Origin of the sequence: Ohtaekwangia kribbensis (assembly GCF_042676245.1) — a bacterium.
Lineage (GTDB): Bacteria > Bacteroidota > Bacteroidia > Cytophagales > Cyclobacteriaceae > Ohtaekwangia > Ohtaekwangia kribbensis.
On sequence record NZ_JBHTKA010000007.1, the window covers coordinates 726,631 to 751,111 of the forward strand.

Here is a 24,481-nt window from a genome sequence, read left to right on the forward strand (position 1 = left end):
TTCGTAAAATGTTTCTACTTCAGCTGGGTTGCATACTTGTACATGTTGTCGACCAGTGCCTGTGTGTTGGCTACCGACTCGATCATGAGTTCCAGGTATTGCTCGCCCTTGTCAAAAAACTTTCCTACCCGACACTTCGCTTTACTCTTGGCCAGCAAATGTAATATGAGGTCGTTAGGAGTTAAGTCGATGTAGAATAAAAAATCAAAAGGTGCCTGGGCAAATTGCAATGCGTTTGACGATGTTATGTTGCCCCAGAACGACAGGTCTTTCTCAGTAAAGAAATCGAATTTGAATTCATAGTTATCGTGGCGGGCGGGGAGGTACTCCAACACCTGGATATTTTTTTCGTCCTGCTCCAGCTTTTTAATGAATTCCTTAACGATATAGTGTTTCTGTTTGTCTTCAACTGTAAAGATCAAACCTACTGTTTTAGCTTCTTTATAACCTACAGCAGCACGTAAAGCTTTGTTCTTCTTAAGGAGTGCATTTGTTTTGAATTTCAAAAAGTTAAGCTTCATTGCTAAAGTTATAATGTATGTCCGGTCAATAGTTTTTCAAAGTCTTGTTCAGAGATGATCTTTACACCCAGTTTCTCTGCCTTCTCGCGCTTTGAGGGCCCCATATTATCACCTGCCAGTAAATAATCCAACTTTCCGGAAACAGAAGAGACAACACGGCCTCCATTCTGAACGATGATCTCCTGCAATTGTTCGCGTTCGTACCGTTCAAATACTCCGGAGATCACGAATGATTTGTTGCCGAGTACATCACTCAGTTTCTCAGGCTCTTTGGCTGTACTTTCAAATTGCAATCCAGCCGCTTTAAGCCTCGAAATTTCCAACTGGCTATCTTCATTGCGGAAGAACTGATAGACGCTCTGGGCGATCTTCTCGCCAACTTCCGGGGCTTTTAAAAGATCTTCAAGCGATGCTTCGGCAATTTTATCGATCGACTTGAAGTAACGCGCCAGTTTTTCAGCTACCGTTTTACCGACATAACGTATACCGATCGCAAAGAGAACACTCTCAAAAGGAGTTTCTTTTGACTTTGAGATACCATCCAGTAAGTTCTTGGCAGACTTGTCTTTAAATCCTTCCAGACGAAGTACATCTTCGCGTGTTAACGAGTATAAATCTGCCGGACTTTTTACAAGTCCGAGCTCGTAGAGTTGCTTGATGGTTTGCTCACCCAGTGAATCTATATCCATGGCCTTGCGCTGAATGAAGTGTTCAACACGACCTCGTATCTGCGGAGCACAACCTGTGATGTTAGGACAGTAGAATGCGGCTTCACCTTCGAACCGGATGAGTGGCGTGTTGCACACCGGGCAGTTCGCTATATATTGAATCGGCTGAACATCCTCTTTTCTTTTTTCAAGATCAACCCCGGTAACTTTCGGAATGATCTCGCCACCTTTTTCAACAAACACATAATCACCGATGCGAAGGTCAAGCTGTGCAATCTGATTTGCGTTGTGAAGTGAGGCGCGTTTCACCGTGGTGCCCGCGAGGAACACCGGTTCAAGTTCGGCCACAGGGGTAACAGCTCCGGTTCTTCCAACTTGGTAGGTCACTCCGTTGAGCCGCGTGCTGATGCTTTGTGCTTTGTATTTATAGGCGATGGCCCATCGCGGACTTTTTGCCGTGAAGCCCAAACGTTCCTGTTGTTCGAGACTGTTAACTTTGATCACCACTCCGTCTGTCTCCAGCGGAAGATCCTGTCGCTTGGTGTCCCACTCGGTAATGTACTTTATTACCTCCTGGATGTTTTTGCATTTGCGATATGTTGGCGATACGTTGAAACCCCAGGCCTCCAGTTTTTGAATAGACTCTTCATGCGTGTCTGCTACATCTTCACCGAGCAGGGAGTAAGCGTAGCAATCCAGTTTTCGTCTGGCTACTTCGGTAGAGTCTTGCATCTTCACGGTACCCGAAGCTGTATTGCGCGCATTCGCATAACGCTCTTCACCGATGTCTTCACGCTCTTTGTTAAGTTGCAGAAAAACATCTTTCGGCAGAAACACTTCACCGCGCACTTCAAAAGATGCAGGTGCGTTGGTGCCTTTTACCTTCAACGGTATAGAACGTATGGTGCGAATGTTGTTGGTTACGTCATCGCCACGCACACCATCGCCCCGGGTAACACCGCGCACGAGCAGACCATTTTCGTATGTGAGGCTCATCGATACACCATCGAACTTCAGTTCGCAGAAATATTCATAAGCATCACCTTCCAACCCTTTTGCTACACGCGCATCCCAATCTTCGAGTTCTTCCTGGCTATAGGTGTTGCCAAGCGAAAGCATCGGGTACTTGTGGTATACGTTGGCAAATTCTTTGGTGATGGTTCCGCCCACACGTTGTGAAGGGGAGTCGGGCTGTTTCAGCTCCGGAAATTCTTTTTCAAGATGTTCGAGTTTTTTCAGCAACAGGTCAAATTCCTGATCGCTGATCTCCGTTGTATTTTTCTGATAATAGAGATCGTTGTGATAATTTATCTTGCTGGTGAGTTCCTGAATTTCTTTTAGCGCTTGTGCCGGGGTCATACCTGAAAAATTAAGCGCTTAAAGTTATAGCAAAAAATGAAATCGCCACGGTTCAATCGATATTCGACTGCCCTATGGCGATTCACTGGCTATGATCAAAATTTTTAAAGGTCACGCCAACTTTTTTTGAAATATCTTTGGATGCTCAACGGAGGTTCTTTCTCAGGATCAGACGCCTTTTGGAGTTGGCAACTCGATGGTAGCTGCACTGATCTTCAACATCATGAGGAGAAAGGCAAGAGTACATGTCTATCGAATAAAAAACTATTCCTTGTTAAGCCAACGTATCCTACGGGATCAGGAGTAAAAATGGGACAACGACTGTCCCTTCACAAGAATGTGGAAGTGTCGCGGAAGCACTATACAGGCTAGAGTGTTATAGCTTGTAAGCATGCAGCGTATATACCGGGTTTATTGTTGTTATAACTCTTCTTCCGAATGTTCACGATCACGTTCTTTTTCTTTCATTTGGTTAAGACGATATGTAAATGTGAGGAGGAACTGACGCGATTGCCACTGGAAGCGCGTGTTGGAATAATATCCTTCGGTGTCTACTATATTTTTACGAATGCGGGAGTTAAAGAGATCGCGTACCGAAGCTGCCAGTGTTCCTTTACCTTTCAGTATATCGCGTGATAAACCCAGATCAACCGAATAGATCGCGAGATTTTTACCCTGAGTCGTAATGCGTGGTCCGCGGTAATTGAACGTAGCCTGGAAATCAAGATTCTTGAAAAATGTCATGCGTGATGTAGCGCGGGCAGTCCAGGTATAGGTGTCGCTCTTCAACAGTTCATCTTCATACGAACCTTCTGTTATAGCACGATAAAAATTAGCGCTGCTGTTTATCCGCCACCAGTCATGTATACTCAGCGAGAAATTCATTTCAACACCGTATGCATTTTCTTCGGCCAGGTTGGTGGGTATTACACGTGTTCTTCCGGTAGAGTCCACTCCGGTAACAATGCGTTGAATAACATCGGTGCGGTGTCTGTAATATACACTGGAGAGTATAGATCCGTTTTCCCAGTCAAGCAAATAGCCGGCCTCATACGCATGAGTATATTCCGGTTTCAGATTCGGATTACCAATGAAAAACACACGCGAGTCGCGGAAGTCAGAGAACGGAAGCAGGTCACGGAAGTCCGGGCGACTGATGCGATAACTATAGCTGAGTTGCAGGGTGTTATTCTCTTTTAGTTTGTACGACAAGTTCGCACTCGGAAATAAATTAAAATAGGAGCGAGGATTCTCCTCGTTTGTTACGGTAAGCTCTGTGGTAATATCAGAATACTCACCGCGCAAACCGCCCTGCAGCGAAACTTTATTGAATGTATTACTCGCCATCATATATACGGCATGGATGCGCTCGGTATAGATCATGTTGTTGGTGAAAGCAGGGAGAGCAAACCAGTTCTCGGCTTCGCCATCAAATTGCTCCAATGAATATTCATTGCGAATAATACGCGATGCTGTTTTTATACCGGCCTCCACTTTACCTGTGGGAGAGAACGGATGAATATAGTCTGCCTGCACCAGCCAGTTGGTTTCATTGGCATTGTTCACTGCGCGTTGTAAAGTGAGCGGACCACCGGGTTCGCCTTCGGTATAATCGGTAGCTTCGTCATCAACACCTTTTATCCATTTAAAGTCTGCTGTGAATGTGCGACCTTTTCGCTCGTAATCTTTTTTATAGCTTAAAGTTCCTTCAATGGTTTCCTCATCTTCTTCTTCGCGCTCGGTGCGCACTACTTTTTTTATGAGCGTGCCGCTTTCATCGTAGTCGAGATATTCATTGGTAGATTTGTTTACACCGAAGGATGGATTTAAAAGGAATGAAGCCGTGATGGTACTTTTGTCGGTAACAAAGTAATCAACACCGGCCATGATGTTGTGGGCAAGTCCTCCGCGTGAGCGATCATTTTTTTGTTCGTATATAAAACTGGTATCGCTGCTGCTATAGCGTTGAAAGGAAGAGCCGAAGCCGGGCGTTCTGCGATCATCTATACCATAGCTTGAAAACAGGTTTACTTTGTTTCTGCGGAAGTTTATACTATACGAACCTCCCAGCAAATACGGATGACCGCCATTGGCCGTAAATGTACCGTTGATCCCTTTCTGCTGATCTTTCTTCAGGATGATGTTAATGATACCGACTTCACCCGCAGCATCGTATCGTGACGATGGGTTGGTAATTACTTCTACACGTTCCACCATGTTGCCCTGCAGTTTACGCAAGGCATCAGGATCGCGACTTGTTAACCCGGACGGGCGACCATCAATCAGTATACGAACATTTTCACTTCCGCGAAGACTTACGGTGCCATCAACATCTACGTTGATGGATGGAAGGTTGCCGAGTATATCGGCTGCGTTCAAACCTACGTTACTTAAATCCTGGCTCACGTTGAATACACGTTTGTCCAATTGCAATTCCATCTGCGCTTTCTCTCCCTGTATCACAACTTCTTTCAGCATACTCGCTTCGGCTTTCATCACAACCGTGCCGATGTTCATATTTGCCTGACTGATCACAATGTTGGGAAGTATAGTTTCCTGGTAGGAGAGGAAGGTTACTTTGATAAAATAGTTACCCGGTTTTGCGTTGATGACAAATTCACCTTTATCATCTGAAACAGTTCCCGTCACCAGCGTTGAGTCAGTGGCAGCGTGTATCGCTATACTTGCGAAGGGCACAGGCTGTTGTTGCTCATCGGTAACTTTTCCTGAAATAGTAAAGCTGTCTTGTGCAGAAACTGTCAAGGTATACAGGAGGAATACTATCGCGGGTAAAAATTTCATTACATAGAACCGTGTACGGAATTACAAAGTAGATACCCCTTCTTGAAACGACAATGCGTTTAGGAGCAAAGGTCTTTTATCAGTGTGGAAGACAGTACTGGTAATTTAAAAAAGTATGCCTCTCCGATACGCGTGTATTCTTACTTTCGATATGAAATATGATGCACAAAGTTCGAACCGCGTGGTGTACCGTATGAAATGCAGTTTGTGATCGATAAAAGGAGAATATTTTACAATTGAGACAACGGGCTGGATGGGTATATAAAAAAGTGAGGCTCCGAAGCGCCTCACTTTTTTAGTTGATGTGTATTTTCTAGCGGGTAGCGTTCTGATACGCTTTCAATCCTTGTGAAATATCAACGATGTTATTCTTGCGATCTACATCTGCCAAACGCATGCTTGGATCAATTTCGATAGTAGCAATCTCGCTGGCAGTACGTGTAATCTGTGCCGTATACTGCGGATTTACCCACGGCCATGCCGTAAGATCGGTGCGCTTCACACTCTTGTCTTCTACAGGTTTGCTGCCGAGTGTCTCATTCAACGGAATATAGTATAACTCCTTGGAGCCATCTTTATACGTAACAACGAGATCTACCGGCATCGGAAATTCCCCGAGGCGTTCGAGGGTCACAAATGTATTGTTGTCTTTTTCAATTACCGTCTTAATGGTATAGTCAATCTTCTTGGTAGTGTTTACCCAGTAACTCATATACCACTTTAATTGCATGCCGGAAACTTTTTCCATCACGCGGATGAAATCGTTCGGCTCCGGATGTTTGAACTTCCACGTGTTATAGTAGAGACGCATGCCTTTGTAAAAATGATCTTCACCAATGATATATTTCAACTGGTGCAGAAATATAGTACCCATCGCATACGCAGAAGTGCTATAGGCGTTGTTGGTATTGTAATGATCGGAATGCTGACTGATCGGTTCCTGCAACCCGCGCTTGATCAGGTTGAAGTATGCATTGTAACTGCTGGCATGTGATTCGGCAACCGGTGTATTGAAGAGTATAGCTTCTGATTCCTGGCTTGCAAAATCAGTAAAGCCTTCATCAATCCACGGATATAGCGATTCGTTGGAGGCAAGTACACCCTGGTACCAGCTGTGCGCAGCTTCGTGCGACATCACTCCGATAAGACCTTCGAGGCTACCATCACCGAGAATCAGTGTACACATCGGGTATTCCATACCACCATCGCCACCCTGAATGATCGAGTAGCTTTCGTATGGATATTTACCGAATGTCTTATTCATAAATTCAAAATGCTTCACAGCATAGTCTTCCATCTTCTTCCAGTTGGTGATGGTCTTCTCGCTTTTCTGGTAGAAGAAGTGAAGCTCCGGACCATTCGGCACATGTGCACGATCGTGCATATAGTCAGGATCTGCAGCCCATGCAAAGTCAATTACATTCTTCGCTACAAAATTCCAGGTAAGTTCACCTTCAGCACGCTTTACCGCTGCGCCTTCTTTTTCATAGCCATAGCCGATCTTGTCAGCGTTCACCAGTTTACCGGTACCACCAATAATGAAGGAAGGATCAATCGTGATCTTTACATCGAAGTCGCCCCACACACCGTGGAACTCACGTGCTACATATTGATAGGCATGCCATCCGCGGAAATCATACTCGGCCATCTTCGGATACCACTGTGTCATGGAGTAGGCTATACCTTCGCGGTTGTTACGTCCGCTTCTTCTGATCTGCACCGGTACCTGTGATTCGAATTTCATATCGAATACTGTTTTTGCCCCGGGAAGAATAGCTTTCGGCAGTGTTACTTCCAGTATCGTACCGTCTACTTTATAGCGGGTATCTTTACCATCCTGCTTCAGTGAAAGTATATGCTGATAGCCGATCTCGTCATCTTTCAGTTTTGATATACGGTCTTTCACGCGCTGGTCAGGATCAGCGATGTTGCGCGAACGAACATCCATCATACTGCCCGGTTGAAAGGCGTTGAAATATAAATGATAGTATACTTTGGTGAGGGTATCTTTTGAGTTGTTATAGTAGGTTAGCTTTTGCGAGCCTGTAACTTTATGCGTTTTTACATCGAGGCGCACATCCATGATATACTCCGCACGTTGCTGCCAGCGGTAGTCCTGCGCATGTGCATACAGGCAGCTCATCACAGCAAAAGCAATGAAAACAATTTTTTTGAATTGAACCATGTTGGTTGGTTTGGTTAATAAGTTCTGACAATAATATTCAAAGACTTGAATATTACAAACCTGATTTATGTTGCCTGAGGGCTATAAAGTAAGAAAGGCTGCCTGAAAGAAAGCTGCTTTCCGAATAGGTGAGGGTTTCACCGGGGAGTGCTTTCGGTATGTTATAGTTATAAGTTAAGGTAAGATTCCAGTTTTTATAGCTCACACTAATGGGTGCACTCAGGGTATAATTCATAATACCGAATTCATTCCGTTCGGTAATTTCATACCATGGCAAACCCTGCCGTACCCTGCGTATCAACTCGCGTACAGTCTCCGGGTAACGTACTTCGGTGATGATGTCGTTACCGAACAACGCAAAGAATGCCGGTGAGAATGCGATCCGGTCAATGCCTTTCCAGTTACGCTTCTGAAAGGTCAGGTTGATGCCGGGAGCTATACGGTGCACATGCGCATCGCCAAAGTAGTAGGCGTAATTTACCGATATAGTTACCGGATGTAGTTCCAGTATAGGTGTTATGGATACAGTATTCTGGTAGGGTATATAACTGTCATCGTCCTGCTCGGTATAGAAGTAATGATCGTAACCCGCCATAGCCGAAAACTTTTTGGAGAAGGTGTGGAGGTACCCGACAGAAGCAACGGTGAGATAGTAAGATGGAACAAAGTCTTTACTCCAGAAGCCGGTAACATCAGCATATAGTCCCGAAGAATGATAGTAGGATATACCCGGAGCAAGACCGAAGTTATCAATACCCAGTGTGCGACCCGCAGATTGCACATTGCTGTTATAGCCTACACGCAGTGCAAGTTGTGAGCCGCTGACATCTTCCAGTTGAAGCAAACTGTCAATGAGACTAAATATATTCAGTGAGTCCTGAAACGTAAGAGCAGAATCGGCATCTGGCAGATCCGATAAAAAAGAATCTTCGTCCTGTGCCACAAGTCGTGAACAGGAGAACAGCAAGACAAGGAAGATGTTCCTTCGTATCGAATTCATCATGAGGCCAATCAACTGATATAGTATCAGTGGTAGAGGATTGGCGGCTGGTTACGTGATCAATTATTTCGTTGCTGAAGTTTTTGCTGTTGCCGGTCGCGCATATTATCAAGCCGGTCGCGTTGCCCTTGCCTGCGTTGTATCTGGTCAAGAATCATTTGCCTGAATTTTCGTTCGGCTTCCGGTAACGTACGAAGCTTCTGTGCCGAAATAACTTTCAGCAATTTGCCAGAGTAATCTTTTTCAAGATCAACCTCCTGCTGTTTTAATTTCAGACTGAGGTCCACCAGGTCTTTATCGTTTTGCTCGGCTGTTTTATTCGGATCGGGGTTTCGCTTGGCCTGCCGGTATTCTTTCAGCAAGTGCTGACGCTTCTCCGAGAACTCACGATATATAGGCCAGAACTTTTCGGCCTCTTCGGGTGTAAGGGCAAGCTGATCCGTAATATAGGCTACGCGTGCCGCCTGTATCTTTTGTTTTACCTTCGGATCCTGCTCTTGCTGCTGAAGTTCTTCGTCCTGCGCAAACAGCCTGACAGAAAGCAACAGCATTACAATTATGTTGGTTAGTATCTTCATCACAAACTGTTTAATTCCATTTCATCGGTTAGTATATCCAGTGTTTCATTGTCAAGGTCAAGCCCGTATACTTCCTGCTCAATCTCTTCCACATCCGCAGCATTCAATGATGCATGCTCCAGTAATTCATCCGTACTCATGTCGGTATCATCGAGGTACGTGATCAGGTCTTCGGTTTGTATTTCTGCCAGAAGTGTTTCGGTTGAAGACGGGTTTGAAGATGATTTTTCAAACCAGATGAGACCGATCGTGATGATCATGACCAATGGCAAGGCATATTGAAACGCATAGCGAAGCACCGGGCGCGATGTTGTTTGCTGCTTGCGCTCCGCGATGCGTGCCTGAATCGTACCCGGCAACTTCTCAAAGTAGCCTTCGGGCACATCGAATATCTCTTTTTTGGGCAGGTCTTCGAGCTTCATGGTATATCTTCGACTTCTAATTTTCCAAAAAGTTTAATTATGCTGTAAGGAATTCTTCAATTTTCTTTACTGCGTGATGATAGCTCGCTTTCAATGCGCCTACACTGGTGTCAGTGACGGCTGCTATTTCTTCGTACGACATATCATCAAAATATTTCATGTTGAAAACCAGGCGCTGTTTATCCGGCAACTTCAGCAATGCTTTCTGAAGTTTCAACTGGATTTCATCACCTGATACGTGCGTTGCGTGATCGAGTTTGGCGCTGAGTTCTCTGGCAACATCAGCGATCGGTAAAAAGAATCTGCGCTTCTTGCGCTGCAGAAAACTTAAGCATTCGTTGGTAGCGATCCGGTAGATCCAGGTATACAGCTGAGAATCTTCTCGGAAGTTTTCAATGTGCTTGTGGATTTTGATAAAGACCTCCTGTGTGATGTCATCGGCATCGTCATGATCAATAACCATTTTACGGATGTGCCAATAAACCCGTTGCTGATACATGCGTACCAGCAGGTTAAAGCCATAGTTCCGCGTGTCAGCGTTCCTGATCTTTTCTAAAAGCTCTTTATCTTCCAAAGGAAAACGAGGTGGATTCCAGAAAATTAGACAAAAGAACGGTGCGTTGGTTTAACGCACCGTCATAATTTTTTCTCTTTTTTTTATCCGCGTGAAGCCGCGAGTGTATCCACCAGCAACTCATATTGTTCTTTGGAGTGCGTAGGGAAGTTGGCAAAACGAAGTTGTGTTTTCTTGAACGAGCCGTAGCCATCTCCGGGCTGCATGCCATTTTGCTGAAGTAGTTTGGTGATGCTTTCGGTTTGCTCTCCGCAGTCTGCAACAATAACGGTTTGGGAGCGAAACGTTTTATCTTTCACAAATGGTTTTATCGCTCCGTGACTTTCCAGTGCCTGGTATAGTATAGCTGCTTTATACTCGGTCTCTTTGCGAATGGCGGTAATGCCTCTGCGCACCATATCGTCTACCACCTGTGCGAGTAAATATATACCCAGTACGTTCGGTGTTTCAGGATTCTGATTTTTGATAGCGTGAGAATATAGCGATGGTATGCTGTGGAAAGATCCGATGGAAATTCCTTTTGACAGCAGTTGTTCTGCTTTGGCAATGCACCGGTCGTTGATCAGCCATACACCTAATCCTGCCGGTAAACCAAATCCTTTCTGCACAGAGAAGAATACCGAGTCAACTTTTGTATAATCAAAATCGGGAAAGGGTAGGGAAGACACAGCATCCACTGCGATCAATGTATCGGGATGTTGCTTGCGTAAGTTGTATATAAATTCAAGCGGCAATGAAACGCCTGAACTTGTTTCGTTGTGCGTTACTCCAAGAAGTTCGATTCCTGCCGGGACTACGACACTGGAATCAAAACCCAACCCCATCGCCACTTCAATCTTCTCTGGTTTCTTATTCAGCAACTGTGCGATCTCGAAGAAGCGTTTGGAGAAAGAACCGTTTACAAAGTGTAGCGATTTTTCTTCAACAAGATTCTGAACGATACGCTCCCAGATTTCATTGGCAGAACCTGTGAACAACACATGATAGTTGGATGGAAGTCCTAACAGTGAACGCAGTCCATCAACCGCTTTTTTATAGATCGCTTCATATTGCTTACTGCGATGGGATATAGATGGAATGCCTTCGCGGAAAGCTGTGCGCACATGATCTTCTACCGTGAAATAAAGTTGAGAAGGGCCGGGAGTAAAGTTGGTCTTGAGATTCATAGTCGGGCGCAAAAATAACGCTTGTGCATTTATCCATTACCGCAGTGTGGTTAAAAGTTCCCTAAAAATGGAAAGCTTTTTTTACAACAAATTGAAGATTTCATAATCGCGTAGAAAGCTTGTCAGCCAATGCTTAGCGCGTTTAGAAAAAAAATACTTTTAAATCAATCTTGGCCAAAAAAAGTGTTTTGCCTATGTTCGCACTGCCCTTGGATTTGGGACACGTTTGCTGAACCTAACAATTTAAACAATACCGAGTGAAGCTTTCGATCAAAATCAGGCCTCATCCCGATACTTATCGGGACCTCGCCCAAAAAGCAGGTTAACAGAAGAAGGTTGCGATTGACGGCAGCTCAAAACTTGTCTTTTATGGGGTTCAGAAACACCTCACCAAATCCATTGGGTTTTTTATATTCTCTTCTCGACTTCTTCATTCAACGTTCCTCCGCAGTATTTACAGAACACCGCATCATGGTCATGACCTTCGCGCATGCAATGCGGACAAACTTGTGTGGTTAGTTTTTCCTGCGTTTTCAGTTGTATCATCTCCGCAGAAACTATACCGGTGGGTACTGCTATAATACCATAACCGAGAATCATAATACACGAAGCGAGCGCCTGGCCGAGCGTTGTCTGCGGTGCTATATCTCCGTAGCCAACAGTAGTCATGGTTACAATCGCCCAATATATACTGCGCGGTATACTGGTAAACCCGTGCTCCGGACCTTCCACTAAAAACATCATGGTACCGGTAATGATTACCGAAGTAATGACAGTGACAAGGAACACGGTTATTTTATGCTTGCTCGCCCGTAACGCGCGCATCAGGTTTTGACTTTCACCTATATATCTTGACAGCTTGAAGATTCTGAAAATGCGCAGCAACCGTATACTGCGAATAACCATGAGCGATTGTGCCCCGGGAAAGAACAGTGCGAGGTAGCTGGGAAGAATAGAAAGCAGATCAATAATGCCGAAGAAGCTGAATATATACTTACTGCGTTTCGATACTACCATACGCGTGCTATATATTCCACGGTAAATATAGCGGTGAAGAACCACTCCAGCAGAAAGAACCATTGGCCATACGCTACACGAAATGATTGAACACTTTCTGCAATGATAATGAAGACGCTGGCTACGATGCAGCACAACAATACAATGTCGAATGTCTTGCCTGCTTTGTATCAGCTTCGAAAATTATTTCATAGAGACGAAGTCGCAGGAGAGGCCGCAGATTTTGCCGATAGAAAATGCAGAGAAGTTTTTACTGGTATTCTTCTGCGATTTCTATGATTCATGCATTTTCGCAGACAACAAAAAAAAACGCAGCGGTAACACCCCTGCGTTTTCATGAATAAATGCGTATAAAGTTATCAATACAACACTCTGAACTTGATCGTGTTTTCGATCGCGCGGAGTTTGGCAATGACATCTTTGTCATATTGCTTGTTGATATCCGTGATCACGTAACCTACAGATTCGTTCGTCTTCAAATATTGTCCTACGATGTTGATGCCGTGATCTGCTAACAGCTGGTTGATCTTGGCCAGTATACCCGGCACGTTGTTGTGAATGTGAATGAGGCGATGTGCATCTTTCAGAATCGGCAACGTAAGGTTCGGGAAGTTTACACTGTTGGATGTGCTACCGGTGTTGATATAGTCCATCATTTTGCCCGGAACAAAGTTACCGATGTTCTCCTGTGCTTCGAGTGTACTTCCTCCGATGTGCGGACTCAGAATTGTGTTAGGCAAGCCACGCAGCTCGCTCATAAATTCTTCATCGTTGCTTACTGGTTCGTATGGGAACACATCGATCGCGCAGCCTGCTACTTTACCACTGAGTATATTTTCGCGCAGCGCCTGTATATCTACTACGTGTCCGCGGCTCAGGTTGATGAAGATAACACCTTTCTTCATGAGACTGAATTCTTTCGGCCCGATGAGGTTCGCGTTAGCCTTACGACCATCCACGTGCAGGGAGATAACATCAGCCTGCTCGAGTACTTCCGTCATCGTCTTGCACTTCACGGCATTTCCGAGTGACAGTTTTTCCTCTGTATCATAGTATAGCACTTTCATACCGAGTGATTCGGCAATGACTGAAAGTTGCGTGCCTATATTTCCATAACCGATAAGTCCGAGTTTTTTACCGCGCACTTCAAAGCTTCCCTTCGCAGATTTGTCCCAAACGCCTTTGTGCATTTTGTTAGACTTGTCTACGATGTTACGCATCAGGATGATCATTTCAGCAACAGCGAGTTCCACAACGGAACGGGTATTGCTAAACGGTGCGTTGAAAACAGCTATACCTTTTTTTGTAGCTTCCTTCAGATCGATCTGGTTCGTACCGATACAGAATGCACCGATCACCATCAGGCGATTGGCATGCTCCAGGACCTTAGCCGTAACCTGTGTCTTGGAACGTATACCGAGTACCGATACATTTTTGATTTTCTGTATCAGTTCTTCTTCCGTCATCGCAGCGTGGTAGGTCTCTACGTTGAAACCTTCTGCGCGAAGCAACTCTACGGCTACCGGGTGAACGTTCTCCAACAGCAATACATTGATCCGGTTTTTCGGATAGGATATAGCGGTGTTGAGTTTGTTCAGGTATAGGAACTCATCAAGACTTGGTGTGATGTGGTCTGCTTTGCTTTTCACATTTTCGCGTTCTACGTTCTCTGTAAATGCAAAGAATTTATTTGCTAAACCGGCATGCTTTATTTCATAGTCGGTATAGCCATCGCCAATAACATAAATATCTCCGGGCAGATTGAGCTTTTTAAGTTGCTCTACTTTTCCGCCATTGGCTGATAGCGGGTTCTCCGTATCAAAGCCAACCACTTTACCTTCTGTATCAAAACGAAATTCATTCGCGAGTATATTTTCTGCCTTGATACCAAACTCGGTAACGATAGGCTCTATAAACTCACGGAAGCCGTTAGAGATGATATAGATGTTATCAGAGTATTGTTGAAAGAACTCTTTATTGCGTTTAAAAGATTCTGATACGCTGCCCTTGAGTTTGGTGATAAGTGCAGGTAAGTGATGCTGACTGGGTGCGAGCAGGTTTAATCTTTTCTCCAACGATTCGCGGAACGAAATGGAACCATCCATTCCCTGGTTTGTAATCTCAATGATCTTTTTTTTGCGCTCTTCTCTTTCAGGATGATCCTGTAAAGAAATGTCGGCCAGAACATCAAAGGCTTCTACTTTAGTAAAAGTGCTGTCGAAATCGATAACAAAATATTTATTCAACTTCATACGGGTTGGAAAAATGAAGCGCAAATGTAGTCTATCATTTACGAATTATGATTTAGGATGTGTGTTTTTTATTATCCTAACGGATGCTCGTTCCTTTCTGCGGTTGTATAAAGCTGAAAGCACTATGCTATCAGACATATTTACTTTCAGCTTTACGATTGCTCTTTAATTATAATGGAAGGTGCATGACTACTGCCGAGGCAGGACATACATGCGAGAATTCAGAAGATGCGTGAAGTTCCTGAGGCACTGCATCGCGCGTAGTATCGAGAAAGCCTTTCTTCAGAAAGAAGCCGCGCGCTTTTTCAGTGAGGAGGTAAATGCCTTTGAGCTTACGGCCGCGTGCTTCGTCAATCAGGTAATCGGTAATTGTAGTGCCTACCGATTTTCCGCGTATACCCAGTTTAACCGAGAGGGAACGCAGTAAGGCATAGTCGCCATATACTTCAAGTGCACCGGTGCCTACAAGTTGATCGGCTTCGTAGTATCCCACCAGCAGATCGCGTTGAAAGTTGAGGTCATCAGCAGGTAAACCGGAAGCTTTCAGCAGCGTGCGAAATTTTTCGAAGCCTTCTATATCGGTAATTGGTTTATAGGTCAGTGTCATACGTTCATACTTTTGGGTTCAGGAAATCGATTCAATGTATTGGCAGGATCGCAATTTTCAAAAAGATAACCAAGCGCCCGCTTCGCGCGGCTCCAGATTTTTTCATCAATGGAATAATGTACACTCGGGCCATCAACATCTCCCTTGATGAGGCCTGCATTTCGAAGTTCTTTAAGATGCTGCGAGATTGTAGATTGTGAGAGAGGTATAGCATTGACGATCTCGCCACACAAGCTCCCCTGATGCTGCGCCAGGTACTGAACAATAGCAATGCGTGCCGGATGTCCTAATGCTTTTGCATACATCGCCAGGTGAATCTGTGCGGGTGTAAAGTTATCGATCTTGGAGGCTCCCATAGCGTGTTAAATGTTACTCGAGTGATTCCTGTTGACTACATATATACTTATACTTTTTATAATTGAAATTGACACATCGTGTTGTTACTACTGGCGCGAGTGAAGTGCGAGAAAGTTACCTTCGGTATCGTTAAATAAAGCAAAGTATCCGTGCTCTTCCGCGATCAGCGTCTTGGGTAAAATTACTTTGCCTCCGGCTCTCTCTACGCGGTTCAGGACTATGGCAAGGTCAGAACCACCGTTGAGGTAAATGCGCGCACCTTGCTTGGTGGGTATATATCCTTCGCCATAACATATCGCTCCGCCTACACGCTGTTCCTTTTGCTCGTAGAGCAGAAAGCCCATGCGTGTTTTACCAACCATAGCTTCAGGCATGGTATAGTCGTAAATGGTGGAATAGAATTTTTTGGCGCGTTCAAAATCTGCTACCGGTATCTCAAACCAATTGACAGCATTATCCAGCATTTCCATCGTGGAAGTAATTTAGAGTAACAAGTACGTGAAAGTGCCCGTGAAAAAAAATACCCCGCGGGTTGGCGGGGCATTTTCTATGGAGTTGTTTTTATTTTTTGCGCTTCAGTACTTTTTCAACTGCGGCTACGATGTTCTCAGGGCCGAGTCCGTATTTCTTGAGGAGCTGCGTTGGTGTACCGCTTTCTCCGAATGAATCATTCACCGCTACCATTTCAATAGGAGTAGGACGGAAGCGGCTCAGCACTTGTGCCACACTGTCGCCTAGCCCACCGTTGATCTGGTGCTCTTCGCAGGTAACAACACATCCTGTTTTTTCAACCGATGCTAATATAGCTTCAACGTCCAGCGGCTTGATGGTGTGAATGTTGATCAGCTCAACGCTGATACCTTTTTCCGCCAGTGCAGCTTCAGCTTCAACAGCCTGCCATACCATGTGGCCACACGCAAAGATGGTTACATCTTTACCATCGATAAGTTTATCAGCTTTACCAATTTTGAAAGGTCTGTCAGCCGCCATAAAAATTGGCCAGCTCGGACGGCCAAAGCGCAGGTATGCCGGGCCGTGATGATCGCCCAAGGCAATAGTAGCCGCTTTGGTTTGATTATAGTCGCAGGGAACAATAACAGTCATGCCCGGAAGCATCTTCATCATCCCTATATCTTCCAGTATCTGGTGCGTTGCACCGTCTTCACCCAGGGTTAAACCCGCGTGTGATGCGCATATCTTTACATTCTTGTCAGAGTACGCTACCGACTGGCGGATCTGATCGTATACACGACCTGTTGAAAAGTTAGCGAATGTACCGGTAAAAGGAATTTTCCCTCCGATAGTCATACCGGCAGCAAGGCCGATCATGTTTGCTTCTGCTATACCAACCTGGTAGAAGCGTTCCGGAAAATCTTTCTTGAAAGCATCCATCTTGAGCGATCCCGTTAGGTCAGCGCACAATGCTACTACATTTGAGTTGCTTTTGCCAAGCTCATGCAAGCCCACGCCAAAACCTGAGCGTGTATCTTTCTTTTCAGTAAAGGTAAATTTGGTCATATTAAAATTACGAGTGCGAATTACAATACTTAACGCGTGCCACTATATCAACGCTTCCTACATTTAATACCCCTCGGGCACGGGCGCTGCGAAAGTCGTAAATAATTTCCGTTCTTCCATCACAGAATGGCATAAACTGTTAATGATTTGTTAATCACCCACATCCTTCAGAACATTCGTTCGATAAGCCTCGTAAAGACAGCCAAGTTAACCACCGCTTATGCACCACCAATCTGCCTCATCGTCAGCCGAAAAGAAATCCAATCGTAAACTCATCATCTGGTTTATCATTGCCTTGCTGCTGGCGTTGCTGCCCTGGCTTATTCTCGCAGATCTTTAGTTGAATACATTGATCATCTTGGTTTCACCGGAGGCCAGCTCAAAATTTTTGAAGCCGGTAAATTTACTGCCCGCAGAATTACGTACGCGGAAAACTATTTTATACCGGCCGGGCAACAACGTTAAGGTAAAATTAGCTTTCTGGTTATTGAGGTTGCAAACCCATTGCTGCGTTCCATCGGCCGCTACTTCATATAGACTGCCATAGCCGGTAGATATAGTGTTGAAGTTTACAATGCCGGGCGAGGGCAGGTAAATATTCTGTGTCTTGTTGAATTGGACATCAACGGTAAATTTTCTCCGCGGCAGCGTGAGGGTTTCTACTTCATATTTACCGGTAAGGTAACGGAACGTTTCATTGCTGCGCTGAACATTGATTACTTCAGTCTTGTCTTTTTCGCGAACAATCGCTTCGAGGCTGTTGTCTTTTCTGCCTTCCTGCTGTATAGCTATATTTCCCTGCGGCACCGGTATACGAATTACATTGTGCTTACCGATCTCAATGGTAACGTTACGTTTTGTTACCGGAGGTGTAGTGTTAACAACCAGGTCATAGTCAATTACCGGGTCAACCTGTACCGAATCCGGATTACCCTGCACATCACGATAGTGAACAAAGTCATACATCGACATCCCCGTAAGGGAATTCATAAAACTTACGTTGACATTTGTTTCGGTAGGTTGATTGCGCGCATCCAGTAACTCTATACTTACCGTTGTTTTTGAGAAGGTAGATTGAATGGCTTTGTTTAACTCTTCATGAAACTCCTGCGGTGTTTCAGCACTTATATATTTACCGGCACAATCCAGCGTCTTCTCCGCGCGAAGTCCCAAGCCTATAATATAGGGGCGGAGGAATACACCTTTCTTCTGCAACTCACGCGAAGTAGCACAGAGATCGCCACCGCATGATTCTATACCATCGGTAATCAGGATCACTATATTTCGATAACCCGCGTTGGGAGGGAAGTCTTTCGCGGCTTGCTCCAGCGAGTACGTTATAGGTGTTACGCCCTTCGGTTTGATCTCGTTGATCTTGTCGATGATAAGTTTGTGATTCTTCGGTTTGAACGGAACCTCCAGCCAGGTGTCTTTACAGTTGTTGGCTTCACGCGGAGAGCGGTGTCCGTAAATACGGAGCGCGAGTTCAAGATTATTGTTCTGCTGAAGCGAATCTACAATTTGCGTGAGTATAGATTTAGCGATGTTGATCTTGTTTTGATTCGGTCGGCCCCAGGGTTCCAGCATACTGCCCGAACCATCGAACAGAAAAAGTATACGCGTCTTCTCCGGCACCTTCTGTTGAAGTTTGCGCTGCGCAATGGAGGCCGTGGTAATAAGTATACAGAAGAGTACAAAAATGTTACGGATAATCACGATGTTCTTAAAAGCCATGCTCATGTATAAAACGTAAAACGTTGCAAGGTTAGTGAAGATTGTAAAAGAAGCAACATTGAATTTCGGTAACGGCAAGGTATATATCAGCCGCACGCGTGCTGTATAATTAAAGAGTATATTAAAAGAGTATACCGGCAGTTCTCGTTACAACAAGCGTTGCATCGCAATATTTATTCCTGAGAAATAAAATGCCGTTATTTTAAACGCATTCACCCTTTTTTAATTTTTTACTTGAAAGCGCTCTAATTTATAGTTTCAAACGCTTGCATTAGTCTGGTGAAAAGTGTTATCTTCAATTACTTCAATCAAGCAGACACTCGTATGGGAAAAGTTAGAAACATCCTTCAGGGCAAGGGAAATGTTGTCTTTTCCGTTGCACCCACTGTAACTGTATACAAGGCTATCGAGTTAATGTCCTTAAAGAATATCGGTGGACTTCTCATCACCGATGACCAGGGACACCTGCTCGGTATATTTACCGAACGTGATTATGCACGCAGGCTTATCCTGAAAGGTAAATCTTCAAAAGATACATTGATCGGTGAGATCATGACGGAAAATCCTGTAACGGTTTCTCCGGATAACAGCATTGAAGATTGTATGAAGACTATGACCAACCGTTTCATCCGCCATTTACCGGTTGTAGATGATGGGGAGTTGGTAGGAATGATTTCGATTGGTGACGTTGTTCGCTATATCATCGAAGAACAACGTGGCATCATCGAAGACCTGGAATTTTATATCACAGGTCATCATCAGTAAGATTGACGTGACGCGGGCTACAAACAGCTCGCGTTTTCTTTTGCACTTCTCTCTGCAACGATACCCGCACGGAGAAAAAGTATTCGGTATATAGGTTCTCTAAAGCCACTACGTTGGATACGCCAACAGAATATAGTGTTCCGCTTTGGCCTTTATTCCTGTACGGAATAATCGTACTGAGTCTGGTCGGTGCCATGCTCGGGCTCTCGTACGTGTTAGGACAACGTCATAACGACCGCGCCACCGGTGATCCATACGAAGGTGGTATACTCAGCACAGGCTCTGCACGCATTCGTTTCTCTTCACAGTTTTACCTCGTAGCCATGCTCTTCGTCATTTTTGACGTGGAGACAGTATTCATTTTCGCATGGGCTATAGCTTTTCGCGAGCTCGGCTGGTATGGCTATGCCGGTGTAACGGTATTTCTGATACTGTTGGTTGTTGTGTTGATCTATGAATGGCGTGCCGGTGCGCTGGATTTTGGTCCGGATGGTAAAAAAATACTCAAAGCCTATAAACGCATAACCAAACAAACAACATGAACTGGTGGCTCTCACATCCCAACGGTAATGGTAAAGCACATGTAAACGGTGTGCAGAGTACAAGCTCCATGGAAGAAGCGATGCAACAAAGTGTAATGCTTACCAGTGTGCAGAGTCTGCTGGCGTGGGGACGAAGAAATTCCATGTGGCCGTTTCACTTTGGCCTGTCGTGTTGCTTCGTTGAAATGGCAACCAGTATGACGCCTAAATATGACGTAGCACGTTTTGGTGCCGAAGTAATTCGCGGTACACCGCGCGAAGCTGATGTAATGATCATTGCCGGCACTGTATTTATAAAAATGGCTCCTATCATTAAAAGACTATATGAACAAATGATGGAGCCACGCTGGGTAATTTCCATGGGCTCCTGCGCCAACTCCGGGGGCATGTATGATATATATAGTGTGGTGCAGGGTGTAGATAAATTCATGCCCGTAGATGTATATGTACCGGGATGTCCGCCACGCCCGGATGCTTTTATGGAAGGACTGGTGTTGTTGTCTCAAAGCGTAGGCAAGGAACTGCGTCCGCTGAGTTGGGTAATTGGCGACCAGGGCGTAATACGGCCTGAGAAAATTTCATTGAAAGAAACCAAACGGGAATTGCGCAGGGAGATGGTAACATTCCGCACGCCCGATGAAATATAGGTATATATGGAAGCGACACTTGATCCAACAGAAAAATTAAAGCAAAGGTTTGGCAACGAAACCTTTACTTCGCAACGTGCCAAAGATGATATAGTTACCCTGTGGCTTCCGCTGGAGAAAATAAAAGAAGTGTTGTGGTATTTAAAGAATGAGATAGACCGCCCCTATATATTACTTTTCGATTTGTCAGCCATTGACGAACGAAGCCGGAATCGTGAGTACGGCTACCCCTCTGATAATTTTACCATACTCTACCATTTGTTTTCCTTCGATCGCAATAGCTTTATTCGTCTTAAAGTAGCATTGAAAGGAGAATTCCCAACCGTGCCGAGTATAACCAATCTCTGGGCGAATGCCAACTGGTATGAACGGGAAGTGTTTGATATGTTCGGCATTCGTTTCGAAGGACATCCGCACCTGAAAAGGTTATTGATGCCTGAGTCGTGGCAAGGTAATCCGTTACGGAAAGAACATCCTGCACGTGCTACAGAAATGGGACCGTTCCGTTTGTTTGATGAAAAACAGGATCGTGAACAAAGTGCACTGCAATTCCGCCCGGAAGAATGGGGACTTCAGACATCCAGTGATGATTCTGATTTTATGTTTCTCAACATCGGTCCGCAGCATCCCGGCACACATGGTGTTTTGCGCATTATACTCCAGCTCGATGGTGAAGATATCGTAGATGCTGTACCGGATATAGGTTTCCACCACCGTGGTGCTGAGAAGATGGCCGAGCGACAATCCTGGCATACGTATATACCCTATACCGATCGCGTGGATTATCTCGGAGGCGTCAATAACAACCTTGCCTATTTACTCGCAGTAGAAAAACTGGCGGGTATAGAATTACCCGAGCGCGCCAATGTGATTCGCGTAATGATGTGCGAGTTCTTTCGTATAGCCAGTCACCTGGTGTGGTACGGAACCTTTGCGCAGGATATAGGACAACTCTCACCGGTGTTCTATATGTTCAATGATCGGGAAAAGATATTTGATATAGTAGCCGCAGTTTGTGGAGGACGCATGCACCCGAACTGGTTCCGTATAGGCGGTGTTGCCCAGGATCTACCACGCGGGTGGGACAAGCTCGTTAAAGATTTCATCGACTATTTTCCCAAACGACTGAAAGAGTACGATGCCATGGTGATGAAGAACAGTATCTTTAAGGCACGCACAGTCGGTATAGGTATATTTACCAAAGCCGAAGCAATCGAGTGGGGTGTTACCGGTCCGGGGTTACGTGCCTGCGGTTATGATTGGGACTTCCGCAAAAAACAACCATACTCTGGTTACGACAAGTTTGATTTTGATATACCCATCGCACACAACGGTGATTGCTACGACCGCGCTGTAGTGCGTGTGGAAGAAATGAGACAAAGTCTGCGCATTATAGAACAATGCTGGAAGTATATGCCGGAGGGTAATTATAAAGCTGATCATCCACTCACCACACCTCCGGTGAAAAAACATACGATGCAGGACATTGAGACACTCATCACGCACTTCCTCGGTGTAAGCTGGGGACCTGTAATTCCTGCCGGTGAAGCCATGAGTTGCATTGAAGCAACCAAAGGAGCCAACAGTTATTACGCGATCAGCGATGGCAACACATCACCGTATCGTGTAAGAGTCCGCACCCCATCCTTCCCCCACATGCAAATGCTACCCTACATAAGCAAAGGCTACACCGTAGCCGACATGCTCAGCATTCTGGGAGCGATGGATTACGTGCTTGCTGATATTGATCGATAAGTTGTGTTGAAGTGTTGACGTGTTGGTGTGTTGATGTTTAAGGAACATCATATATATACTAACGCGAAGCTCCACCAACATGAACACCTCAACACATGAACACTTCAACACAAAGAAAAGCTATGCTTTCCCTTGAAGAAACTCACGAAATAGACGAAGCCATCAGGATCGTTCCCTACAAAAAGGCTGCTTGCATTGAGGCGTTGAAGGTGGTGCAGGAGCATAGACGGTGGATCTCGGATGAGAGTTTGCGCGAAGTGGCTGATTACCTGCAGATGTCGGCAGAGGAGTTGGACTCGGTGGCTACATTTTATAATATGATTCATCGTAAACCCGTGGGTCGACATGTTATACTCTTGTGCGATAGTATATCATGCTGGGTAATGGGCTATGAAAATATTCGTGCAGCGGTAATGGAACGCCTGGGTATACAATACGGACAGACAACTGGAGACAATCGCTTTACACTTTTACCGAATCCATGCCTCGGCACCTGCGACCACGCACCTGCACTTATGATCGACAACGATCTATACCGCGATGTAACTCCGGCTATGCTGGGAGATATACTGGATAAATATTCTTAGAAGTGTAAGTAAGAAAAACTGTACCATATAGAGATTAACGGATAACGACAATGGAACGCCCGCTCACCGAACATATACGCAAGGATCTCCGGCCGCTTACGCTGAAGGAATACGAACAGGTTGGCGGATACCAGTCTGTGCGGAAGGCATTGAAAGATATGGCTCCGAAAGATATCCAGTCCGTTGTGAAAGATTCGAACCTGCGTGGTAGAGGAGGAGCAGGGTTTCTCACCGGACTAAAATGGAGTTTTGTTCCGATGGACAGTTCTATTGATACAAAGTATCTCATCGTTAATGCGGATGAGATGGAGCCCGGCACATTTAAAGATCGTCTGTTGCTTGAGAGTGCTCCGCATCAGTTGATTGAGGGAATGATCGTATCTGCGTATGGCATACAGGCTAATATATCTTTCGTCTTTTTACGCTGGGCCTATAAGGAAGCTGCTAATAATATACGCTTCGCGATACAGGAAGCTTACGATGCCGGGTATTTAGGACATAATATACTGGGATCAGGCTTTAATCTGGAGATGCATTTGCATACCGGTGTAGGCCGCTATATATGTGGAGAAGAAACTGCGTTACTCAATTCACTCGAAGGTAAACGTGCTACACCGCGCGCGAAACCTCCATTTCCACAAGTAAGTGGTTTGTTTGGTAAACCTACGATTGTAAATAATGTAGAGACACTAAGCTGTATACCTCATATTGTGAATAAAGGTGCAGACTGGTTTCAGAAGTTGAGTCTTACGAACGATGCCGGCACAAAACTGTTTGGTGTAAGTGGTAAAGTAAGAACTCCCGGGCTATGGGAATTACCAATGGGCATAACCATGCGAGAGCTGCTGGAAGAACATGCCGGTGGTATGCAGGACGGATTGAAATTCAGAGGTGCATTACCCGGTGGTGCATCCACTGATTTTTTAGTAGAGCAACACCTGGATGTTAAGATGGATTATGTGTCCATTGCAGCGGCAGGAAGTCGTTTGGGTACAGGCACCATGATTGTGCTCGATGATAAAACTTCTGTGGTAGGATTTGTGCGAAACCTGATGCACTTCTTTGCACAGGAGTCCTGCGGCTTTTGTACACCGTGTCGTGAAGGTATACCCTGGATTGAAAAGATACTCACATCTCTCGAAGCTGGTAAAGGTGAAGGACATGATCTCAACTTGCTCGACTTCCACACTAAATATTTAGGTCCCGGCAATACATTTTGTGCGTTAGCACCCGGAGCGATGGAACCCCTGCAAAGCGCACTCCGATATTTCCGAAAGGATTTTGAACAATATATAGCCGAAGAACTGCCCCACACAACGGACCCTCTACCCGTAAAACGCAATCGTCTCATAACCGACATCTCTAAATTCTAGAACATCATAGTATATATGCTCACACACCCACCAACCTACACACCTAAACACA

At 45.1% G+C, this 24,481-nt stretch carries 24 protein-coding genes; 7 read left to right on the plus strand and 17 right to left on the minus strand.

From position 1 onward, the window contains the following. Positions 1 to 14 precede the first annotated feature (14 nt). On the minus strand, positions 15 to 521 hold the full coding sequence (locus ACFQ21_RS18250) for a DUF6913 domain-containing protein (protein ID WP_377580789.1): 507 nt from the start codon (positions 519 to 521) through the stop codon (positions 15 to 17). 8 nt (positions 522 to 529) lie between these two features. Next, complete coding sequence (ligA, locus tag ACFQ21_RS18255; protein WP_377580791.1) at positions 530 to 2,548, minus strand: NAD-dependent DNA ligase LigA; 2,019 nt, start codon at positions 2,546 to 2,548, stop codon at positions 530 to 532. Positions 2,549 to 2,674: 126 nt separating this feature from the next. Here ligA and ACFQ21_RS18260 point away from each other — a divergent pair, with 126 nt between their 5' ends. Further along, positions 2,675 to 2,920, plus strand: coding sequence for a hypothetical protein (locus ACFQ21_RS18260; RefSeq protein ID WP_377580793.1), 246 nt, complete (start codon positions 2,675 to 2,677; stop codon positions 2,918 to 2,920). 48 nt (positions 2,921 to 2,968) lie between these two features. Here ACFQ21_RS18260 and ACFQ21_RS18265 read toward each other — a convergent pair whose 3' ends face one another. From ACFQ21_RS18265 to ACFQ21_RS18335, 15 genes are all read right to left on the minus strand, one after another. After that, positions 2,969 to 5,350 (minus strand): TonB-dependent receptor domain-containing protein, encoded by a 2,382-nt coding sequence (locus tag ACFQ21_RS18265; RefSeq protein WP_377580795.1) that lies wholly within the window; start codon positions 5,348 to 5,350, stop codon positions 2,969 to 2,971. Positions 5,351 to 5,663: 313 nt separating this feature from the next. Beyond that, positions 5,664 to 7,535 carry a M1 family metallopeptidase gene (locus tag ACFQ21_RS18270; protein WP_377580797.1) on the minus strand — a complete coding sequence of 624 codons (1,872 nt, stop codon included), beginning with the start codon at positions 7,533 to 7,535 and terminating at the stop codon, positions 5,664 to 5,666. A gap of 52 nt (positions 7,536 to 7,587) precedes the next feature. Then, positions 7,588 to 8,538 carry a hypothetical protein gene (locus ACFQ21_RS18275; RefSeq protein WP_377580799.1) on the minus strand — a complete coding sequence of 317 codons (951 nt, stop codon included), beginning with the start codon at positions 8,536 to 8,538 and terminating at the stop codon, positions 7,588 to 7,590. A 56-nt stretch (positions 8,539 to 8,594) separates the two neighbouring features. Next, entirely contained in the window at positions 8,595 to 9,113 is a 519-nt protein-coding gene (locus ACFQ21_RS18280; protein WP_377580801.1) for a hypothetical protein, read from the minus strand. Next, positions 9,113 to 9,535 (minus strand): hypothetical protein, encoded by a 423-nt coding sequence (locus ACFQ21_RS18285; RefSeq protein ID WP_377580803.1) that lies wholly within the window; start codon positions 9,533 to 9,535, stop codon positions 9,113 to 9,115. The genes ACFQ21_RS18280 and ACFQ21_RS18285 overlap by 1 nt, the downstream gene beginning before the upstream one ends. Positions 9,536 to 9,572: 37 nt before the next feature. Next, a complete protein-coding gene (locus ACFQ21_RS18290; RefSeq protein WP_377580805.1) occupies positions 9,573 to 10,109 on the minus strand; it encodes an RNA polymerase sigma factor in 537 nt (178 codons plus the stop codon). Positions 10,110 to 10,192: 83 nt separating this feature from the next. After that, positions 10,193 to 11,275 (minus strand): aminotransferase class V-fold PLP-dependent enzyme, encoded by a 1,083-nt coding sequence (locus ACFQ21_RS18295; RefSeq protein WP_377580807.1) that lies wholly within the window; start codon positions 11,273 to 11,275, stop codon positions 10,193 to 10,195. Between the two features lie 408 nt (positions 11,276 to 11,683). After that, positions 11,684 to 12,292, minus strand: a complete 609-nt coding sequence (locus ACFQ21_RS18300) for an ion transporter (RefSeq protein ID WP_377580809.1) — start codon at positions 12,290 to 12,292, stop codon at positions 11,684 to 11,686. Further along, positions 12,286 to 12,429 carry a hypothetical protein gene (locus ACFQ21_RS18305; protein WP_377580812.1) on the minus strand — a complete coding sequence of 48 codons (144 nt, stop codon included), beginning with the start codon at positions 12,427 to 12,429 and terminating at the stop codon, positions 12,286 to 12,288. The genes ACFQ21_RS18300 and ACFQ21_RS18305 overlap by 7 nt, the downstream gene beginning before the upstream one ends. 222 nt (positions 12,430 to 12,651) lie before the next feature. Beyond that, the gene (gene serA / locus ACFQ21_RS18310; RefSeq protein WP_377580815.1) at positions 12,652 to 14,544 is read right to left on the minus strand and encodes a phosphoglycerate dehydrogenase; all 1,893 of its coding nucleotides are present in this window, start codon (positions 14,542 to 14,544) and stop codon (positions 12,652 to 12,654) included. Positions 14,545 to 14,713: 169 nt separating this feature from the next. Continuing rightward, positions 14,714 to 15,151: an arsenic resistance N-acetyltransferase ArsN2 gene (arsN2, locus tag ACFQ21_RS18315; RefSeq protein WP_377580818.1), complete on the minus strand. Its 438-nt coding sequence runs from the start codon at positions 15,149 to 15,151 to the stop codon at positions 14,714 to 14,716. Further along, on the minus strand, positions 15,148 to 15,507 hold the full coding sequence (locus ACFQ21_RS18320) for an ArsR/SmtB family transcription factor (RefSeq protein WP_377580821.1): 360 nt from the start codon (positions 15,505 to 15,507) through the stop codon (positions 15,148 to 15,150). Before ACFQ21_RS18320 ends, arsN2 begins: the two co-directional genes overlap by 4 nt. Before the next feature lie 87 nt (positions 15,508 to 15,594). Then, positions 15,595 to 15,978: a VOC family protein gene (locus ACFQ21_RS18325; RefSeq protein WP_377580823.1), complete on the minus strand. Its 384-nt coding sequence runs from the start codon at positions 15,976 to 15,978 to the stop codon at positions 15,595 to 15,597. Positions 15,979 to 16,069: 91 nt separating this feature from the next. After that, positions 16,070 to 17,026 (minus strand): transketolase family protein, encoded by a 957-nt coding sequence (locus ACFQ21_RS18330; protein ID WP_377580826.1) that lies wholly within the window; start codon positions 17,024 to 17,026, stop codon positions 16,070 to 16,072. Between the two features lie 336 nt (positions 17,027 to 17,362). Beyond that, entirely contained in the window at positions 17,363 to 18,766 is a 1,404-nt protein-coding gene (locus ACFQ21_RS18335) for a vWA domain-containing protein (protein ID WP_377580828.1), read from the minus strand. 318 nt (positions 18,767 to 19,084) lie between these two features. Here ACFQ21_RS18335 and ACFQ21_RS18340 point away from each other — a divergent pair, with 318 nt between their 5' ends. The 6 genes from ACFQ21_RS18340 (at position 19,085) to nuoF (ending at position 24,429) form a co-directional block, all read left to right on the plus strand. After that, a complete protein-coding gene (locus ACFQ21_RS18340; protein WP_377580831.1) occupies positions 19,085 to 19,525 on the plus strand; it encodes a CBS domain-containing protein in 441 nt (146 codons plus the stop codon). Between the two features lie 113 nt (positions 19,526 to 19,638). After that, positions 19,639 to 20,067 (plus strand): NADH-quinone oxidoreductase subunit A, encoded by a 429-nt coding sequence (locus ACFQ21_RS18345; RefSeq protein ID WP_377580833.1) that lies wholly within the window; start codon positions 19,639 to 19,641, stop codon positions 20,065 to 20,067. Continuing rightward, positions 20,064 to 20,714 (plus strand): NADH-quinone oxidoreductase subunit B, encoded by a 651-nt coding sequence (locus ACFQ21_RS18350; protein WP_377580836.1) that lies wholly within the window; start codon positions 20,064 to 20,066, stop codon positions 20,712 to 20,714. The genes ACFQ21_RS18345 and ACFQ21_RS18350 overlap by 4 nt, the downstream gene beginning before the upstream one ends. A 6-nt stretch (positions 20,715 to 20,720) precedes the next feature. Continuing rightward, positions 20,721 to 22,469, plus strand: coding sequence for an NADH-quinone oxidoreductase subunit C/D (gene nuoC / locus ACFQ21_RS18355; RefSeq protein ID WP_377580838.1), 1,749 nt, complete (start codon positions 20,721 to 20,723; stop codon positions 22,467 to 22,469). 95 nt (positions 22,470 to 22,564) lie between these two features. Beyond that, positions 22,565 to 23,056, plus strand: a complete 492-nt coding sequence (gene nuoE, locus ACFQ21_RS18360) for an NADH-quinone oxidoreductase subunit NuoE (RefSeq protein ID WP_377580841.1) — start codon at positions 22,565 to 22,567, stop codon at positions 23,054 to 23,056. 50 nt (positions 23,057 to 23,106) lie between these two features. Then, positions 23,107 to 24,429 carry an NADH-quinone oxidoreductase subunit NuoF gene (gene nuoF, locus ACFQ21_RS18365; RefSeq protein ID WP_377580843.1) on the plus strand — a complete coding sequence of 441 codons (1,323 nt, stop codon included), beginning with the start codon at positions 23,107 to 23,109 and terminating at the stop codon, positions 24,427 to 24,429. Positions 24,430 to 24,481: the final 52 nt, after the last annotated feature.

What these genes read in the sequence shown, in the direction of transcription:
- ACFQ21_RS18250 (WP_377580789.1), bottom strand. Translation starts at nt 521, where the DNA reads ATGAAGCTTAACTTTTTGAAATTCAAAACAAATGCACTCCTTAAGAAG.
- ligA (WP_377580791.1), bottom strand. Translation starts at nt 2,548, where the DNA reads ATGACCCCGGCACAAGCGCTAAAAGAAATTCAGGAACTCACCAGCAAG.
- ACFQ21_RS18265 (WP_377580795.1), bottom strand. Translation starts at nt 5,350, where the DNA reads ATGAAATTTTTACCCGCGATAGTATTCCTCCTGTATACCTTGACAGTT.
- ACFQ21_RS18270 (WP_377580797.1), bottom strand. Translation starts at nt 7,535, where the DNA reads ATGGTTCAATTCAAAAAAATTGTTTTCATTGCTTTTGCTGTGATGAGC.
- ACFQ21_RS18275 (WP_377580799.1), bottom strand. Translation starts at nt 8,538, where the DNA reads ATGATGAATTCGATACGAAGGAACATCTTCCTTGTCTTGCTGTTCTCC.
- ACFQ21_RS18280 (WP_377580801.1), bottom strand. Translation starts at nt 9,113, where the DNA reads ATGAAGATACTAACCAACATAATTGTAATGCTGTTGCTTTCTGTCAGG.
- ACFQ21_RS18285 (WP_377580803.1), bottom strand. Translation starts at nt 9,535, where the DNA reads ATGAAGCTCGAAGACCTGCCCAAAAAAGAGATATTCGATGTGCCCGAA.
- ACFQ21_RS18295 (WP_377580807.1), bottom strand. Translation starts at nt 11,275, where the DNA reads ATGAATCTCAAGACCAACTTTACTCCCGGCCCTTCTCAACTTTATTTC.
- ACFQ21_RS18300 (WP_377580809.1), bottom strand. Translation starts at nt 12,292, where the DNA reads ATGGTAGTATCGAAACGCAGTAAGTATATATTCAGCTTCTTCGGCATT.
- serA (WP_377580815.1), bottom strand. Translation starts at nt 14,544, where the DNA reads ATGAAGTTGAATAAATATTTTGTTATCGATTTCGACAGCACTTTTACT.
- arsN2 (WP_377580818.1), bottom strand. Translation starts at nt 15,151, where the DNA reads ATGACACTGACCTATAAACCAATTACCGATATAGAAGGCTTCGAAAAA.
- ACFQ21_RS18320 (WP_377580821.1), bottom strand. Translation starts at nt 15,507, where the DNA reads ATGGGAGCCTCCAAGATCGATAACTTTACACCCGCACAGATTCACCTG.
- ACFQ21_RS18325 (WP_377580823.1), bottom strand. Translation starts at nt 15,978, where the DNA reads ATGGAAATGCTGGATAATGCTGTCAATTGGTTTGAGATACCGGTAGCA.
- ACFQ21_RS18330 (WP_377580826.1), bottom strand. Translation starts at nt 17,026, where the DNA reads ATGACCAAATTTACCTTTACTGAAAAGAAAGATACACGCTCAGGTTTT.
- ACFQ21_RS18335 (WP_377580828.1), bottom strand. Translation starts at nt 18,766, where the DNA reads ATGAGCATGGCTTTTAAGAACATCGTGATTATCCGTAACATTTTTGTA.
- ACFQ21_RS18340 (WP_377580831.1), top strand. Translation starts at nt 19,085, where the DNA reads ATGGGAAAAGTTAGAAACATCCTTCAGGGCAAGGGAAATGTTGTCTTT.
- ACFQ21_RS18350 (WP_377580836.1), top strand. Translation starts at nt 20,064, where the DNA reads ATGAACTGGTGGCTCTCACATCCCAACGGTAATGGTAAAGCACATGTA.
- nuoC (WP_377580838.1), top strand. Translation starts at nt 20,721, where the DNA reads ATGGAAGCGACACTTGATCCAACAGAAAAATTAAAGCAAAGGTTTGGC.
- nuoE (WP_377580841.1), top strand. Translation starts at nt 22,565, where the DNA reads ATGAACACTTCAACACAAAGAAAAGCTATGCTTTCCCTTGAAGAAACT.
- nuoF (WP_377580843.1), top strand. Translation starts at nt 23,107, where the DNA reads ATGGAACGCCCGCTCACCGAACATATACGCAAGGATCTCCGGCCGCTT.